A 15,576-nucleotide genomic window follows, 5' to 3' on the forward strand; every position below is an offset into this window, starting at 1 on the left:
ACCGAGCGGATGAGACAGTGCGGATGACACCGGCGGGGAACAACATCCGGGTGGGACTGTCGACGGCGTCGGTGTACCCCGAGAACGCGGAGGCGGCGTTTCGCTACGCCGCGGAACTCGGGTACGACGGGGTGGAACTGATGGTCTGGGCCGAACCGGCCAGCCAGAGCATCGCGACCGTGCAGGACTACGCGCGCCGGTACTCGACGCCGGTGCTCGCGGTGCACGCGCCGTGTCTGCTGATCTCGCAGCGGGTCTGGGGCGCGGATCCGGTCGTGAAGCTGGAGCGCAGCGTGCACACGGCGGAGGCGCTGGGGGCGAGCACGGTGGTCGTGCATCCGCCGTTCCGCTGGCAGCGCGGCTACGCCGAGGGCTTCGCCGCGCAGGTGGCTCAGCTCGAGGAGCACAGCCCGGTGACGGTGGCCGTCGAGAACATGTTTCCGATGCGGGCCGACAGCCTGTTCGGGCGTCGCTCGGGCGCCGCGCGACGGCTGGAACGCCGTGGCGGCCCGGGCCTTTCGCTGACCGCGTTCAGCCCGTCCTACGACCCGACCGACACCGGATTCCGCAACTACACCCTCGACCTGTCGCACACGGCGACCGCCGGCACGGATGCGCGCGTGCTCGCCGGCCGGATGGGCAAGGGCCTCGCGCATCTGCATCTCGCCGACGGCACCGGCGCCGCGCACGACGAGCACCTGATTCCCGGCGAGGGCAACCAGCCCTGCGCGCAGGTCTGCGAATCGCTGGTGCACAGCGGTTTCAGCGGCCACGCGGTGATCGAGGTGAACACCCAGAACGCCCGCACCACCGGCGAGCGGGCCGCCGCCCTGCAGCGCGCCCTGACCTTCGCCCGCACCCACCTCAACGACGTCCGCCCCGCCGCCACCCCGGAAACGACCGGGGTGCAGCGAGTCTGAGGGTCGAGCCCGACCCACCCGCCCGTCCTGTGTCACGACCGCTGCCCAGGCGGCGAGATACGAACCCGCAACTCGGCGCCTCGTCCGGTGGCCGTGGCTGCCAATCCCGGAGTCGCCGCGCGATCCCAGCCTCCGTCCCGGGAGTTGCCTCGGGTCCGGCGGTCATCCCAACGTGCTTGGGCCAGGATCCACACCCGGCGGAAAGCATGTCGGGATACGACGAGGCGGCCTGCCCGAGCGAGGGGTGGGCGTGTCGGGGCGCGGGGTGTGGACGCCGAGACGACGAGATGGGCACGGTGGGCGGTGCTGCGGGCATGGCGTCGCCGGTGTTCCGGACGAGTCGCGGCGGTCGAGGACTTGTCGATGCCGAGCGCGGCGAACTGGTGGGTTCGTCACACTGGGCCGGGAATCACGCGCTGTCCGGGCAGACTTATACGCTGTACGGGATCCGGAGCGGGTACAGCCCGCGGGAAGGAGTGGCCGTGACGGAGCTGACCACCACCGATGCGGAACGGCCGGGTGCGGACGTCGACGACGCCCCGTTCAGCCGAGCCTGCGGGGTGACCGAACTGCCGTCGGACCTCCCGGACGTGGGCCGCTATCGCGGCTTCATCGAGGCGACCTGGACCATCGGCAAGAAGCCGCACGGCGGCACCCTGGTCGCGGGCAGCGCCGCGGCCGCCACGGCCCGCCTGCGCGCCGCCGATCCGGGCCGGACGGACATGTTCGCGATCGCGGCCTCGAGCGATTTCCTCGGTGCGCCCGAACCCGGCGAGGTCGAATATCAGGTGCGCATCCGCAAGATCGGCAGGCAGATCTGCCTGGCCGACACCGACCTGGTGCAGGGCGGGCGAACCCGGGTGCACACCGCCTTCACCTTCGGCCGCCTCGACGACGCCGCGCCCGTCTACGCCCGCGACAGCTACACCGACATGCCCGTCGAACCGCCGGGCGACGCGATCGGCTACGAGCCCGGGTCCCCGATGGGCCGCATCGTGAACGTCGCCCAGGGCGCCTCCGTGGCGATGGATCGGGCCTGGGCCCACTTCCTCGACGGCGAGCAGGGCGAACCCCGGCTGCGGCTGTGGATCCGCCCGCGGGCCGGCGACGAGCGCGATCCGGACGTCGCCGCCTACTTCGCGATGATGGCGGGCGATATGAGCCCGCCGGTGCCGATGAACCTGGGCCACTTCGGCTGGGCCCCGACGGTGCAGATGTCCACCTACCTGCGCCGCCGCCCGGCGCCCGGCTGGCTGCGGGTCATCGCCACCACGCACGAGGTGGGCGAGCGGATGTTCGACGAGGATCAGCTGGTCCTCGACGCCACCGGCGCGGTGGTCGCCCAGTCCCGCCAGCTCGCCCTGATCCCGCAGCCGCAATAGCCCGCCCGGTCGGCCCGGCCGTGTGCCCGGGGTTCCGGGGGCGCGGATAGCCTTGCCGTCATGACGAGAATTGCGGTGATCGGTGGCGGACGGATCGGCGAGGCGTTGATCGCCGGGTTGCTCGAGTCGGGGCGGGCGAGCAAGGATCTGGCCGTCGTCGAGACGGCGCCGGCCCGGTCCGAATTCCTCGGCGAGCGGTTCGGCATCCGGGTCACCGACAGTGTCGCGGACGCCGTGACCAGTGCCGACCTGTTGATCGTCGCGGTCAAGCCGCACGACGTCGACGGGGTACTGACCGCGTTGGGCAAGGCCGAACTGGACAACGATCGCGACCAGGTGGTGGTGTCGCTGGCCGCCGGTGTGCCCACGTCCAAGCTGGAGGGCAAGCTGCCGGCCGGATTCCCGGTCGTGCGGGTCATGCCCAATACGCCGATGCTGGTCGGTCAGGGGATGAGTGTGCTCGCGGCGGGCCGCTACGCCAAACCCGAACAGTTGCGGCAGGTGAGCGAGGTGCTGGCGGCGGTCGGCAAGGTGGTGACCGTGCCCGAGGCCCAGATGGACGCCGTCACCGCGGTGTCCGGGTCCGGCCCGGCGTACTTCTTCCTGGTCGTCGAGGCGATGGTGGAGGCGGGGGTGGGGCTCGGGCTGAGCCGGGACGTGGCGAGCGAGCTGGTGGCGCAGACCATGCTCGGTTCGGCGGCGCTGCTGGAGGAGTCCGGACAGGATGCCGCGGAGTTGCGCGCGGCGGTCACCTCGCCGGCCGGCACCACGGCGGCGGCGATCCGCGAACTCGAACGAGGCGGCGTGCGCTCGGCGTTCTGGGAGGCGTTGAATGCGGCCAGGCGACGCTCCGTCGAACAGGGGACGACCGCCGAGTAGCGCGCAATCGACACTGTTATCTCCCACCCGTCGCAGTAATCCCACTGGTCACGCTAAGCTTCAAGGAGCACGTGCGTGTCTGTTCCGCCGGTGGGGAAGCCGGCGGCGCGGACGTGCCGGAGGTGTGAGTGGCGCAATGATGTCTGGAAACAGCTCTGCGAGTACCGGTCCCGCAATCGGTGGAGGGACGCAGTTCCTCACCGTCGCCGAGGTGGCGAATCTGATGCGGGTGTCCAAGATGACGGTGTACCGGCTGGTGCACTCGGGTGAGCTCCCCGCGGTGCGGGTGGGCCGATCGTTCCGGGTGCACGCCAAGGCGGTGCACGACTATCTGCAGACGTCCTACTTCGACGCGGGGTAGGTCGGACGCTCGGGCCCGACCGTTCCGGCAGCGGCCGGAACGGTGGGCTCGGCGGCTCTGTGGACGGTGGGTCGCGGCGGATCCCCGTTTCGTTCGCCGCAGGTTGGCCCGGTAGCATGAACGATCGTCGTGTTCGCCCGCCGGTGTACCGGGGTCCAGTGGGGTGGACACGGGCGTACGTGGACCGGCGTGCGCGCCGAGGTATAGAGAGAACGCGAGGAACAGCCCTATGGGTTCTGTGATCAAGAAGCGCCGCAAGCGCATGTCGAAGAAGAAGCACCGCAAGCTGCTTCGCCGCACGCGTGTGCAGCGTCGCAAACTCGGCAAGTAACGCTGCGCTCGGCTGCCGACGCAGTGCTCGCCGAAGGCCCGTCACCCGAGAGGTGGCGGGTTTTTCCTTTTCCGGTGGTGGAAGTCATCGTAAGAAGCAGGTTAAACGCTGCGGCGCCGGTAATGGCAGGGGCTACTCTGGGATCTGGGAAATCAGCGGAAAACGGGGGCCGTATAGGTGGGATCCGGCGTGGGTGCGAGCGTGCGGGACGGGCATACGCCCAAGGTTGTGCTGGTGACCGGCGCAAGCCGGTTCTTCGGCGGCACCGTGGTTGCACGCCTGGCCGCCGACCCCACCGTCGAGCGGATCCTCGCCGTGGACGCGCGGATGCCGGGACGGCAGCAGCTACGCCGCATGGGGCGGGCCGAGTTCGTCCGTGCCGACATCCGAAATCCCTTGATCCGCAAGGTGATCGACGGCAACGAGGTCGACACCGTGGTGCATCCGGCGATGCTGTCGCGGCCGCCGTCCGGCGGCGGGCGCGCCGCGATGAAGGACTGCAACGTGCTCGGCTCGATGCAGTTGTTCGCGGCCTGCCAGAAGGCATCGAGCGTGCGGCGGGTGGTGGTGCGCTCGTCGTCGGCGGTATACGGGTGCAGTGCGAAGGATCCCGCGAAATTCACCGAGGAAATGTCCGCGCACACCCCGCGCGGGGAGTTCGCCCGCGACATGATCGACATCGAAGGTTTCGTGCGCGGGCTGGCGCGCAGGCGTCCGGATATCGCCGCGGCGATTCTTCGTTTCCCGCCGATCGTCGGCCCGCGGCTGGCGCAGCGTGGTGTGCGGTATTTCCGCCCACCGGTGACGCCGACCATCCTCGGCCGGGACCCGCGCCTGCAGCTGTTGCACGAGGAGGACGCGATCGCCGCCCTGGCGCATGCCGCGCTGGCCGCGCCCGGCGGCACGTTCAACGTCGCCGGCGACGGCGCGCTGGTGCTGTCGCAGGCCGTGCGCCGGGCCGGCCGCATCGAGCTGCCGATCCCGTACTCGCTGTTCCGCACCGTCGGATGCTCGCTCATGGAGCCGGTGATGCGGGAATTCACGACCGAGCAGATCGATTATTTTCATTTCGGTTGTGGTCTGGACACCACCCGGATGCGCGCCGAACTCGGATTTCAGCCACGCTGGACGACGGTGCAGGCATTCGACGACTTCGTTGGGGGCGCAGCGTTGCGGCCCGTCCTCGATCCACGGTGGATCGACGCTGCAGAATCGAGACTTCTCGGCCTGATCGGGGCCGGAGTGGGAGCGCACCGATGAGTGACGTGGCCAAGGTGATACAGCTGCACGACGCGGACTTCGAGTCGCGACAACGCGGGACCGGACGGCGCTGGCCGGGAGAGTCACCGCCGAGTTCGGTGACCTCGCTGACCGAACGGTTGGCCGAGGCCGGGCCGCCGCCGGAGCGGACGCTCGGGGATCTGGTGCGCGGCGCGCTCGGCGACGGCATCCGCGGCACGGCCGATTTCGCCCGCCGCCGCCTGACCGGCGACTACCAGGTGGACGAGTTCGGGCTGGACGAACATCTGCTGGAGAAGGTGGTGCTGCCGACGCTGCGGCCGCTGTCGCAGCGGTGGTTCCGGGTCGACGTCTCCGGCATCGATAACCTCCCCGAATCCGGTGCGGCGCTGATCGTGTCGAATCACGCCGGCGTGCTGCCGATCGACGGCCTGATGCTCCAGCTGGCCGTGCACGACCGGCATCCGAAGCAGCGGGCGCTGCGGCTGCTGGCCGCCGATCTGGTCTTCGAGCTGCCGATGCTGGGCGGGCTGGCCCGCAAGGCAGGTCACACGGTGGCCTGCCCCGCCGACGCCGAACGGCTGCTGCGCACGGGCGAGCTGGTCGGCGTATTCCCCGAGGGTTTCAAGGGCATCGGTAAGCCCTATGCGGAGCGGTACAAGCTGCAGCGGTTCGGCCGGGGCGGATTCGTGTCGGCGGCGGTGAAGTCGGGCGTGCCGATCGTTCCGTGCTCCATCGTCGGCTCCGAGGAGATCTACCCGAAGCTCGCCGACCTGAAGCCGCTGGCCCGGCTGCTCGGCCTGCCGTACTTCCCGGTGACGCCGCTGTTCCCGCATCTCGGCGTGCTCGGCGCGATCCCGCTGCCGTCGAAGTGGCACATCGAGTTCGGCACGCCGATCGCCACCGGCGGCTACGAGCCCGAATCGGCCGACGACCCGATGACCATGTTCGAGGTGACCGATCAGGTCCGCGAGACCATCCAGCAGACGCTGTACAAACTGCTGATGAAGCGCCGCAACCCGTTCACCGGTTAGGCCCCGTCGCACGTGCAGCTCCCACGCCACCCGTAGGTCCCGCCGCATGTATCGGCCCGCGCCGTCGCATGTGTCGGTCCCGTCATCCCCGGGCGTGCTTCGGCCGGGATCCGCACCGCCGAGCCGGATTCCGGCCAACAAAGCACGCCGGAATGCCAGCCGAAGCATGCCGGGATGACGGTGTAGTTTCACGCGTCGTAATGGCGGTGCGTTGCCGAACACCGGGATGACGGTGCGGTTCCGGGTGCTGGAGCGGAACGCGGCGTCAGGTCTGTGCTTCTCGCTTGCGGGTGAGTACCGCTGCCGCGGCGCCGCCCGCCGCCCCCAGGGCCAGGGCCGTCGGGACGCCGATCTTGGCGGCCTTGCGGCCGGTGCGGAAATCGCGGATCTCCCAGCCGCGGTTCTTCGCCACCTCGCGCAGGTCCGAGTCGGGGTTGATAGCGACCGACGTGCCGACCAGCGACAGCATCGGGACGTCGTTGTGGCTGTCGGAATAGGCGGTGCAGCGCTTGAGGTTCAGGCCCTCGCGGATGGCCAGGGTGCGCACCGCGTGCGCCTTGCCGAGACCGTGCAGGACGTCGCCGACCAGGCGGCCGGTGAACATGCCGTCCACGCTCTCGGCGACCGTGCCCAGCGCGCCGGTCAGCCCCAGCCGCTTGGCGATCACCTGGGCCAGCTCGACCGGCGTGGCGGTGACCAGCCACACCTGCTGGCCGGCGTCCAGGTGCATCTGGGCCAGCGCCCGGGTGCCCGGCCAGATCTTGTCGGCGATGATCTCGTCGTAGATCTCCTCGCCGAGTTCGGCCAGTTCGGCGGTCGAGCGCCCGGCGATGAACGCGAGCGCCTTCTCCTTACCGCTGGCCATATCGCCCGTGTTCTCCTTGCCGGTGACCCGGAATTTCACCTGTTTCCAGGCGATATCGGCCAGATCGGAGGTCCTGAAGTACTTGCGCATGGCCAGCCCCCGGGCGAAATGCACGATCGAGGCGCCCTGCACCATGGTGTTGTCGACGTCGAAGAATGCGGCCGCGGTCAGGTCGCGCGGTGGGCGGGCATGGGGCGGCAAGGGCGAATCGGGTTCGGCGACGTCGGTCTCCGCCAGTTCCGCATCGTGCAGCGCGAGCGCGGCGTCGGCGCTGGCCTCGCCGGCGAGGTTGGCGCGCACCTCCTCCTCGCTCGGTCCGAACGGGCTGCGCGTGATGCGAGTGAGCTGATCGGACAGGCTCTGGCTCCAGCGTGCCGGGAATTCGCCGAATCTGCCCGCGATGAAGCCCGTCCTCGCCTCTTTCGATCGTTCCGGCACCAGTACCTCCGCCCGTCCGCGCGAACACTCCCACCCTAACCGAGGGTGTGGCCCGGCCAGACGCTGTGTTCGAACGTTCGATCGCGTAGCCGCGCCCGTCCGGCTGTGCGTGTTCGGCCGGGTCCGGCTGTGCGTATTCGGCCGGGTCCGGCTGCGCGTTCGGCCGGGTCCGGTGGTGCGCGTTCGGCCCGGGTCCGGCAGTGTGCGTTGAATGGAGGATATGAGCGACGGGACGCATGCGGTGACCTTGTTGACGCGGGCGGGGTGCGGGATGTGCACCATCGCGCTGGAACAACTGCGGCTGATCTGCGCGGACTTCGGTATCGAGCCGGCCGCGGTGGACGTGGACGAGGCGGCGTCGTCCGATCCCGGCCTGCGGGCCGAGTTCGGCGACCGGCTGCCGGTGGTGTTGCTCGACGGGCGCGAGCACAGCTACTTCGACGTCGACGAGCGCCGGTTGCGGGCGGACCTCGGCCGCTGAACACGGCCTCCGGCGCGTCAGTTGGAATCGGACCGCTGCTTGCGGGTTGAATGTGGCGGGTGCGGCCCCCGTGCGGCCGCCGCGCCGAGTGACTGAATTCACCGACTTTGTGCAGGGCTTCACAAGCAGTTACGGTGGTGACACGCGAACCGACTGCTGAGGCAGTGGATGCGCCCCTACCCCAGGTACCGAGCCGGCGCTTGGCCCCGGCGTCGGCGGGTGCACAGCGAACCGGACACCTATCCCCGGCCGGACGAGGAGCCGAACGACGTGACAGAGCAGCATGAGACGCCCGGCGGCGTCTCCGGCAGGGCTCTGCGTTCGAGCGACGCGGTCGGCGGGCCCACCGGCGCCCCCGACGATGTGCGTCACCACGAAGGGCCTCGCGAATCCGCCAATCGTACACAGCAGAAAGACATCCCGCAGGCGACGGTGACCCGGTTGGCGACGTATCTCCGCGTGCTCGCCGTGCTCGCCGACGAGGGTGTCCTCATCGTATCGAGTGAGGAACTGGCTGTCGCGGCGGGTGTCGGTTCCGCGAAGTTGCGCAAGGATCTGTCGTTCCTCGGGCCCAACGGGGTCCGCGGGGTCGGCTACGACGTGGCCAAGCTGCACGCCCGCATCGAGGATGTGCTCGGCCTGTCCGAGGGGCACCGGGTGATCCTGGTCGGCGCCGGGAATCTGGGGCGCGCCCTGGTCGGTTACGGCGGTTTCCGGCGGCGCGGATTCAGCATGGTCGGCATCTTCGACTCCGATCCGGGCGTGGTGGGCGAGATGATCAGCGGGCTGGCCGTGCGCGATGTCGCGGAGCTGCGCGGCGCCGTCGCCGAGCTCGCGCCCACCATCGCCGTGCTCACCGTGCCCGATTCGGCCGCGCAGGGTGTCTGCGACGAGCTGGTCGCCGCCGGCGTGCACTGCCTGCTCAGCTTCTCGTCGGCCGCGCTCGAAGCGCCCGCATCGGTCGAGATCCGCCGGGTCGATCTCGCCGTCGAGATGCAGATGCTGTCGTTCGAACGGGCGCGCAGCGCAGAGGCGCCGGACGAGGCGCGCAGCGTGGCCGCGGGTGAGACCGTGACCGCGGTGCCCACGCCGATCGGCCGCCGGGTGGCGGACCGGTCGCACGTGGGCATCAAGCATTCGGCAACGGAGCCAAACAGCAAGGGATCGGTGGTCGCACCATGAGTGTCCTTCTTGTCGGTATTTCGCATCGCAGCGCACCGGTGGCGGTGCTGGAGAAGGTCGCCGTCACCGAGGACGACCGCCCCAAGCTGACCGATCGCATGCTGGCCTCGCAGCACATCTCCGAGGCGATGATCGTGTCCACCTGCAACCGGGTGGAGGTCTACGCGGTGGTCGACGCCTTCCACGGCGGCCTGGCCGAGGTGGGCGATCTGCTCGCCAAGCATTCCGGGCTGCCGCTGCCCGAGCTGACCAAGCACGCCTACGTGCGCTACAGCGAGGCCGCCGCCGAACATCTGTTCGCGGTCGCGAGCGGCCTGGATTCGCTGGTGGTCGGCGAGCAGCAGGTGCTCAGCCAGATCCGCGCCGCATATGCCGCCGCCGATGCGCAGCAGGCGGCCGGGCGCACCCTGCACGAACTGGCCCAGCACGCACTCCGGGTCGGCAAGCGGGTGCATTCCGAGACCGGGATCGACCGGGCCGGAGCCTCGGTGGTGTCGGTCGCGCTGGATCGCGCCCGCGCGGTGTTCTCGACGGACCGGGAGGACGGCACGGCGTTCGACACCGCGCTGCACGGGCGCGCGGCCGTGGTGATCGGCGCGGGCGCGATGGGCGGCCTCGCGGTGGCGCATCTGGCGCGCGCCGGGGTCGGTCACATCACCGTGGTCAATCGGACGCTGGAGCGGGCGCAACGGCTGGCCCACACCGCCGCCACCATGCACGACGCCTCGGCGTCGGCGACGGACCTGACGGGCCTGGTCCCCGTGCTGGCGGATGCCGACATCGTGATCACCAGCACCGGGGCGGTCGGCTCGGTGGTGACGCTGGCCGACGCGCACCGCGCGCTGAACTCCGCGCGGATGGGCCATCAGATGGTGATCTGCGATCTGGGCCTGCCGCGCGACGTCGACCCGGCGGTGGCGGGCCTGCCCGATGTCACCGTGATCGATATGGAGACGCTGCAGCGCGATCCGGCCGCAGGCGCGGCCGCCGACGACACCAGCGCCGCACGCTCGATCGTCGCCGAGGAACTCGCGAAATACCTTGCGGGACAGCGCATGGCGGAGGTGACGCCGACGGTGGCGGCACTGCGCCGGCGGGCCGCCGAGGTGGTCGAGTCGGAGCTGCTGCGGCTGGAGTCCAAGCTGCCCGACCTCGCCGATCCGGAACGCCAGGAGGTGGCCCGCACGGTGCGCCGGGTGGTCGACAAGCTGCTGCACGCGCCGACGGTGCGGGTCAAACAGCTGGCCTCCACGCCCGGCGGCGACACCTATGCCGAGGCGCTGCGCGAACTGTTCGCGCTCGAGCCCGGCGCGGCCCAGGCGGTGGCGACACCGATGGAGGTCGCGGCCCTGGGCGAGCTGGCCGACGACTTCGCACCGGGCAGTCCGGGTGAGGGGCAGGGGCACACCGCATGAGCGTTCAGGCCGCGATGCAGCGGGCGAGCCGGCCGAGGCCGGAGGCACGCGCGACCGCGCGGGACCTCACGGAGCGCCGTGCTCGTATCAATGGGGGTGGCGCATGACCGAAACAACGACGACGACCGAGGAATTCGTGACCGAGGCATCGGTGCAGGAGCACGACGTGACCGCACGAGGCACCGCCGACGCGCCGTGGCGCATCGGCACCCGGGGCAGTCTGTTGGCGCGCACACAGGCCGGCACCGTTCGTGACGCGCTGATCGCGAGCGGGCAGCACGCCGAACTCGTCGTCGTGAAGACCGCCGGCGACAAGTCGCCCGATCCGGTCGAGGAGATCGGCGTCGGGGTGTTCACCACGGCCCTGCGTGACGAACTGGCCGCCCGCACCATCGATATCGCGGTGCACTCCTACAAGGACCTGCCCACCGCGCCGGACCCGAGGTTCACCATCGCCGCTGTCCCGGTGCGCGAGGATCCGCGCGATGCCGTGGTCGCCCGCGACGGCCTGGTACTCGGCGCGCTGCCGCCCGGCGCGAAGGTCGGCACGTCGGCCCCGCGGCGCGTGGCGCAGCTGCGTGCGCTGGGCCTCGGTCTGGAGATCCTGCCGCTGCGCGGCAATCTCGACACCAGGATGCGCAAGGTCGCCGAGGGCGAACTCGACGCGGTGGTCGTCGCCCGTGCCGGGCTGGCCCGCATCGAGCGGCTCGACGCGGTGACCGAGGCGCTGGAGCCGGTGCAGCTGCTGCCCGCGCCGGCCCAGGGCGCGCTCGCCGTCGAATGCCGCAACGAGGACATCGGCCTGATGGCCGCGCTGTCCGATCTGGACGATGCCGCCACCCGTGTCACGGTGCTGGCCGAGCGGTCGCTGCTGGCCGAGCTGGAGGCCGGCTGTACGGTGCCGGTCGGCGCGCTCGCCGAGGTGGTCGAGTCGCTGGACGATGACGGCCGGGTGGTGGAGGAACTGTCGCTGCGCGGATGCGCGGCGGCGATCGATGGCTCGGATGTCATCCGGGCCTCCGCGGTCGGCTCGCTCGCACAGGCCGAGCAGCTGGGCCGCTCGCTGGCGCGTGAGCTCTTGGAGCTGGGGGCACGCGACCTGCTCGGCGGGAGCGCCGGGGCCGACGACGGCCCACGCGACGGCGCAGGTCCCCGCGTCCAATCCGGCGCCGACCACAGCGCCGCTTCCGACTTCAGTAATCCCAGCCCAATGGAGAACCTCTAATGAGCGAGCGCAGCGAGCGAATCATCAGCGCAGCGCCTTCGGGCATGCCGGCACCGAGCGTCAGCGAGGTGCGGGCATGAGCCGAGCCACCAAGAAGCACCCCGGCCGGATCCTGTTCGTGGGATCGGGCCCCGGTGATCCGGCGCTGCTCACCGTGCGGGCCCGCGAGGTCCTCGGGCGGGCAACGCTGGCGTTCACCGACCCCGATGTCGACAAGACCGTGTCGGCCCTGGTCGGTGCCGCGGTGGAGCCGGGCCCGGACGGCGAGCCGACGGTCGACGTGCGCCCGGCGCTCGGCGAACCGGCGGAGGTGGCCAAGACCCTGATCTCGGAGGCCCGCGGCGGCAACGATGTGGTCCGGCTGGTCTCCGGCGATCCGCTGACCACCGATTCGGTGATCGCGGAGGTCAACGCGGTCACCCGCTCACACATGACCTTCGAGGTGCTGCCCGGCCTGCCGTCGGGCAGCACCGTCCCGGCCTATGCGGGAATCGCGCTGGGCTCCAAGCACACCGAGGTGGATGTGCGCGGCGAGGTGGACTGGGCCGCCGTCGCCGGCGCGCCGGGGCCGCTGGTGCTGCACGCCACCTCCGGGCATCTGGCCGAGACCGCCAGCGCGCTGGTGGAGCACGGCCTGGCGCCGCAGACGCCGGTCGCGGTCACGGTCCGCGGCACCACCCGCCAGCAGCGCACCATCGAGGCGACGCTGGCGACCCTGAACTCCGCCGCCTCCGAACTGGTCGGCCCGCTGGTCGTCACGGTCGGCAAGGAGGTCGAGAAGCGGTCGAAGATGTCCTGGTGGGAGTCGCGGGCGCTGTACGGCTGGACCGTGCTCGTGCCGCGCACCAAGGAACAGGCCGGCGAGATGAGCGAGAAGCTCGTCATGCACGGCGCCATTCCGATGGAGGTGCCGACCATCGCCGTCGAGCCGCCGCGCAGCCCCGCGCAGATGGAGCGCGCGGTGAAGGGCCTGGTCGACGGCCGCTACCAGTGGGTGGTGTTCACCTCCACCAACGCGGTGCGCGCGGTGTGGGAGAAGTTCGGCGAATTCGGCCTGGACGCGCGGGCGTTCTCGGGTGTGAAGATCGCCTGCGTCGGCGAGGCCACGGCCGACAAGGTGCGCTCGTTCGGCATCAATCCGGAGCTGGTGCCGAGCGGTGAGCAGTCCTCCGAGGGTCTGCTCGCCGACTTCCCGCCCTACGACGATGTCTTCGACCCGGTGAACCGGGTCCTGTTGCCGCGCGCCGACATCGCCACCGAGACGCTGGCCGAGGGTCTGCGCGACCGCGGCTGGGAGATCGACGACGTCACCGCGTACCGGACGGTGCGGGCCTCGCCGCCGCCCGCCGAGACCCGCGAGATGATCAAGACCGGCGGCTTCGACGCGGTCCTGTTCACCTCGTCGTCGACGGTGCGGAATCTGGTCGGCATCGCCGGAAAGCCGCACGCGCGCACCATCGTTGCCTGCATCGGCCCCAAGACCGCCGAGACGGCCATCGAATTCGGCCTGCGCGTGGACGTGCAGCCCGAGCTGGCCCAGGTCGGTCCGCTGGTCGACGCGCTGGCCGAACACGCCGCGCACCTGCGTGCCGAGGGCCTGCTGCCCCCGCCGCGCAAGAAGAGCCGCCGCAGCCGCTAGGGCGGTGTGCCGGTGCTCGAGCATGCACCGGCACACCGCCTCGGACCCCTCATCGGTCCGAATCCGGTTGGCCTGTCTCCGCCGAGGTCGCTCTCCTCGTACGGTTGTCTTCTCGTTCCGCCCGTCGGGGCCTTACCGGACCGGCTTGGGCGAACGCAACGGCCCGCACCACAGGACCGAGCCCGCTGGACCAGCTTGGGTGGCCGGCCTGCGCCACGGACCGAGCCCGCTGGACCGACCTCGGCGGTCGCAACGACCCGCACCACGGGACCGAGTGCGCCGGACCGACCCGGGTGTGGTCGCAACGGTTCGCGCTGCGGGACCGAGTGCGTTGGGACGGCATGGGCGGCCGTGTGGGACGACCGGCCGTTCGCAGCGGACGGGCACCTGATCGGTTGGTTCGTTTCAGCGGCGGGCGCGCATTACGTCTCGGACCAGGCGGCAGGTCTTGTCGGACGGTGGGCGGACGCCGACGAGTTCGGCCGTGTGGCGGATGGTTTCGTTATCGGCCAGGCCGGCGCGGTAGACCCCGGAATCGAGTAGCGCGATCGCCAGGCGCATCGCCTTCAGCCGGCGATTGTGGGTGACGTACCACGACCGCGGGCGGCCCGGTGGCAGCGGACTTTTCACCAGCGGGACATACGGCCGATCGATGATCGTCGGTGCGGTTGCGGCCACGAGATCCTCCCCTCGCCTCGGGAATCCTCACGAATTCCTTTCGAACACATCTTCGATTGTACCGCACCGCGACGACAAAATCCGCTGCTTGCCACAGGTTTCGTGGCTGGGTCGACGATGCCGCCACCCGTGAGCCGGTTGCTGGGTTCGGGCCGCGCGAAGGTGGACGACCGTAGTCGCCGGCGGTGCTCGGCGGCCGGTGAGTCGGCCCGTGGCGCACTCCGTCCCGCGGCCCCGAGTGACCGTCGCTTGCGTTGCGCTCGTGGTGGTATCGCTACCGAGGCCAGGCAGGTCGTGCCGGGTCCGTTCCCGGTTGCCGAGTGACAGTGCGGTGTCATACGACGGCGCGGCGGTGGGTCAGTCCCAGTGCATCAGGTCGAGGGCTCCCGGATGGCCCAGGGCCGCCGCGCGTTCGAGCCAGCGGGCGGATTCCTGGTGGGCGGCAAGGGGATCGGCGTGGGCGGCGCCATCGGGAGGGAACGCCTGCTGCGCGGAGTGGTCGAGGAATTTCGCGAGGCGGAGCATGGATTCGGCGTCACCGGACTCCGCACCGCGACGCAACCAGTGTTCGGCCGCCGCCTCGTCACCGGATTCGAGCAGGACGGTGCCGAGCACCGCCAGGGCGTCCGTGCGACCGCGCCGGGCGGACTCGGTGAGAAGTTCGGTGGCCCTGGGGATTTCTCCGCGCCGGGCCAGGCGTACGGCGAGATTGCGCATGGCCGTGGGCTCGCCCGCGCGGGCGGCGCGCTCGTACCAGCGTTCGGCCTCGGCCGCCTGATCGCGCCGGTCGGCGAGCGCGCCCATATTGCACATCGCCTCGGGCAGTCCGGATTCGGCCGCCGGGAGCAGCCAGAACTCGGCGGCCTCGATCTCGCCGCGCTCCAAGTGCAGGATGCCCAGTTGCTGTGCGGCATCGTGATTTCCGGCCGCGGCCGCCTGTTCCAGCGTCAGCACGGCCTCGGCGATCCGGCCGTCCTGCCAGGCCAGCGCGCCGATCCGGCCGAGCGCGGCCACACTGCCGAGATCGGCCGCGCGGCGCAACCACGACTCGGTTCCGGCCCGGTCGCCCGCATCCCACAGGCGCTCCGCGAGCATCTCCATCGCGGTGCGGTCGCCACCCTCGGCGGCTGCCCGCAGCGCCCGGAGGGCAGGACTCGGACCGGGCGTGATCCTTTCGCTCGATTCGGACACCGCACCTCCCCGGATCGACTCACCCGCAGTATCCCGCAGCGCCTACCTTCGCCTCATCACACGGTGGACCCGATTACGCGGCGGTGCTTGTCTGTCGCTCGATCAGGCAGCAGCGCCTGCCGTACGCCCCTGACCCCTTGTGGCCGACCGTACCGGCCCTCGCGGCCGTGCACCACGAGGCCGTGACACCGTCGGCCGCAGGCAGGGATTCCGGCCCCGGACAACTCGAGCGCCCCGTGACGGCGCGGACCGACTCGCCTCGGTCCCGGCCTTCGTCCGCGTGGCCGATCTCGTCCGAGAGGTGTGCCGGAGGTGC

General features: G+C 70.8%; 15 protein-coding genes. 12 read left to right on the plus strand and 3 right to left on the minus strand.

Features of this window, described 5'->3' with window-relative positions; translation table 11 throughout:
- The first annotated feature begins 23 nt into the window (after nt 1-23).
- From D892_RS0114675 to D892_RS0114705, 7 genes are all read left to right on the plus strand, one after another.
- Nucleotides 24-920 (plus strand): sugar phosphate isomerase/epimerase, encoded by an 897-nt coding sequence (locus D892_RS0114675; protein ID WP_036567054.1) that lies wholly within the window; start codon nt 24-26, stop codon nt 918-920.
- A gap of 482 nt (nt 921-1,402) precedes the next feature.
- Complete coding sequence (locus D892_RS0114680) at nt 1,403-2,302, plus strand: acyl-CoA thioesterase domain-containing protein (RefSeq protein ID WP_024801961.1); 900 nt, start codon at nt 1,403-1,405, stop codon at nt 2,300-2,302.
- Between the two features lie 60 nt (nt 2,303-2,362).
- Complete coding sequence (proC, locus tag D892_RS0114685) at nt 2,363-3,181, plus strand: pyrroline-5-carboxylate reductase (protein ID WP_024801962.1); 819 nt, start codon at nt 2,363-2,365, stop codon at nt 3,179-3,181.
- Nucleotides 3,182-3,317: 136 nt separating this feature from the next.
- On the plus strand, nt 3,318-3,542 hold the full coding sequence (locus D892_RS0114690; RefSeq protein WP_024801963.1) for a helix-turn-helix domain-containing protein: 225 nt from the start codon (nt 3,318-3,320) through the stop codon (nt 3,540-3,542).
- Between the two features lie 229 nt (nt 3,543-3,771).
- The gene (locus D892_RS45175) at nt 3,772-3,873 is read left to right on the plus strand and encodes a 30S ribosomal protein bS22 (RefSeq protein WP_003402602.1); all 102 of its coding nucleotides are present in this window, start codon (nt 3,772-3,774) and stop codon (nt 3,871-3,873) included.
- Nucleotides 3,874-4,062: 189 nt separating this feature from the next.
- Nucleotides 4,063-5,133, plus strand: a complete 1,071-nt coding sequence (locus D892_RS0114700; RefSeq protein WP_051499066.1) for an NAD-dependent epimerase/dehydratase family protein — start codon at nt 4,063-4,065, stop codon at nt 5,131-5,133.
- On the plus strand, nt 5,130-6,146 hold the full coding sequence (locus tag D892_RS0114705; protein ID WP_024801965.1) for a lysophospholipid acyltransferase family protein: 1,017 nt from the start codon (nt 5,130-5,132) through the stop codon (nt 6,144-6,146). The genes D892_RS0114700 and D892_RS0114705 overlap by 4 nt, the downstream gene beginning before the upstream one ends.
- Before the next feature lie 265 nt (nt 6,147-6,411).
- Here the strand turns inward: D892_RS0114705 and D892_RS0114710 are convergent, their stop codons facing one another.
- The gene (locus tag D892_RS0114710) at nt 6,412-7,449 is read right to left on the minus strand and encodes an HAD-IB family hydrolase (RefSeq protein ID WP_024801966.1); all 1,038 of its coding nucleotides are present in this window, start codon (nt 7,447-7,449) and stop codon (nt 6,412-6,414) included.
- A gap of 220 nt (nt 7,450-7,669) precedes the next feature.
- Here D892_RS0114710 and D892_RS0114720 point away from each other — a divergent pair, with 220 nt between their 5' ends.
- The 5 genes from D892_RS0114720 to D892_RS0114740 all read left to right on the plus strand — a co-directional run bounded on the left by D892_RS0114720 (nt 7,670) and on the right by D892_RS0114740 (nt 13,391).
- Nucleotides 7,670-7,930 (plus strand): glutaredoxin family protein, encoded by a 261-nt coding sequence (locus tag D892_RS0114720; RefSeq protein ID WP_024801967.1) that lies wholly within the window; start codon nt 7,670-7,672, stop codon nt 7,928-7,930.
- 270 nt (nt 7,931-8,200) lie between these two features.
- Complete coding sequence (locus tag D892_RS41180; RefSeq protein ID WP_024801968.1) at nt 8,201-9,112, plus strand: redox-sensing transcriptional repressor Rex; 912 nt, start codon at nt 8,201-8,203, stop codon at nt 9,110-9,112.
- Nucleotides 9,109-10,527 (plus strand): glutamyl-tRNA reductase, encoded by a 1,419-nt coding sequence (locus tag D892_RS0114730; RefSeq protein WP_024801969.1) that lies wholly within the window; start codon nt 9,109-9,111, stop codon nt 10,525-10,527. Before D892_RS41180 ends, D892_RS0114730 begins: the two co-directional genes overlap by 4 nt.
- Nucleotides 10,528-10,630: 103 nt before the next feature.
- Nucleotides 10,631-11,752: a hydroxymethylbilane synthase gene (hemC, locus tag D892_RS0114735; RefSeq protein ID WP_084161076.1), complete on the plus strand. Its 1,122-nt coding sequence runs from the start codon at nt 10,631-10,633 to the stop codon at nt 11,750-11,752.
- 76 nt (nt 11,753-11,828) lie between these two features.
- Nucleotides 11,829-13,391: a bifunctional uroporphyrinogen-III C-methyltransferase/uroporphyrinogen-III synthase gene (locus tag D892_RS0114740; protein ID WP_024801971.1), complete on the plus strand. Its 1,563-nt coding sequence runs from the start codon at nt 11,829-11,831 to the stop codon at nt 13,389-13,391.
- Between the two features lie 405 nt (nt 13,392-13,796).
- Here D892_RS0114740 and D892_RS0114745 read toward each other — a convergent pair whose 3' ends face one another.
- Nucleotides 13,797-14,069: a hypothetical protein gene (locus D892_RS0114745; RefSeq protein WP_024801972.1), complete on the minus strand. Its 273-nt coding sequence runs from the start codon at nt 14,067-14,069 to the stop codon at nt 13,797-13,799.
- Between the two features lie 357 nt (nt 14,070-14,426).
- Entirely contained in the window at nt 14,427-15,260 is an 834-nt protein-coding gene (locus D892_RS41185; RefSeq protein ID WP_024801973.1) for a tetratricopeptide repeat protein, read from the minus strand.
- Nucleotides 15,261-15,576: the final 316 nt, after the last annotated feature.

The organism is Nocardia sp. BMG51109, from assembly GCF_000526215.1.
Classification (GTDB): Bacteria; Actinomycetota; Actinomycetes; order Mycobacteriales; family Mycobacteriaceae; genus Nocardia.

Bases quoted from the DNA above. Each gene is read 5' to 3' on its own strand.
- D892_RS0114740 (WP_024801971.1), top strand. From the start codon at position 11,829: ATGAGCCGAGCCACCAAGAAGCACCCCGGCCGGATCCTGTTCGTGGGA.
- D892_RS0114730 (WP_024801969.1), top strand. From the start codon at position 9,109: ATGAGTGTCCTTCTTGTCGGTATTTCGCATCGCAGCGCACCGGTGGCG.
- D892_RS0114675 (WP_036567054.1), top strand. From the start codon at position 24: ATGACACCGGCGGGGAACAACATCCGGGTGGGACTGTCGACGGCGTCG.
- D892_RS0114705 (WP_024801965.1), top strand. From the start codon at position 5,130: ATGAGTGACGTGGCCAAGGTGATACAGCTGCACGACGCGGACTTCGAG.
- hemC (WP_084161076.1), top strand. From the start codon at position 10,631: ATGACCGAAACAACGACGACGACCGAGGAATTCGTGACCGAGGCATCG.
- D892_RS0114690 (WP_024801963.1), top strand. From the start codon at position 3,318: ATGATGTCTGGAAACAGCTCTGCGAGTACCGGTCCCGCAATCGGTGGA.
- proC (WP_024801962.1), top strand. From the start codon at position 2,363: ATGACGAGAATTGCGGTGATCGGTGGCGGACGGATCGGCGAGGCGTTG.
- D892_RS0114720 (WP_024801967.1), top strand. From the start codon at position 7,670: ATGAGCGACGGGACGCATGCGGTGACCTTGTTGACGCGGGCGGGGTGC.
- D892_RS45175 (WP_003402602.1), top strand. From the start codon at position 3,772: ATGGGTTCTGTGATCAAGAAGCGCCGCAAGCGCATGTCGAAGAAGAAG.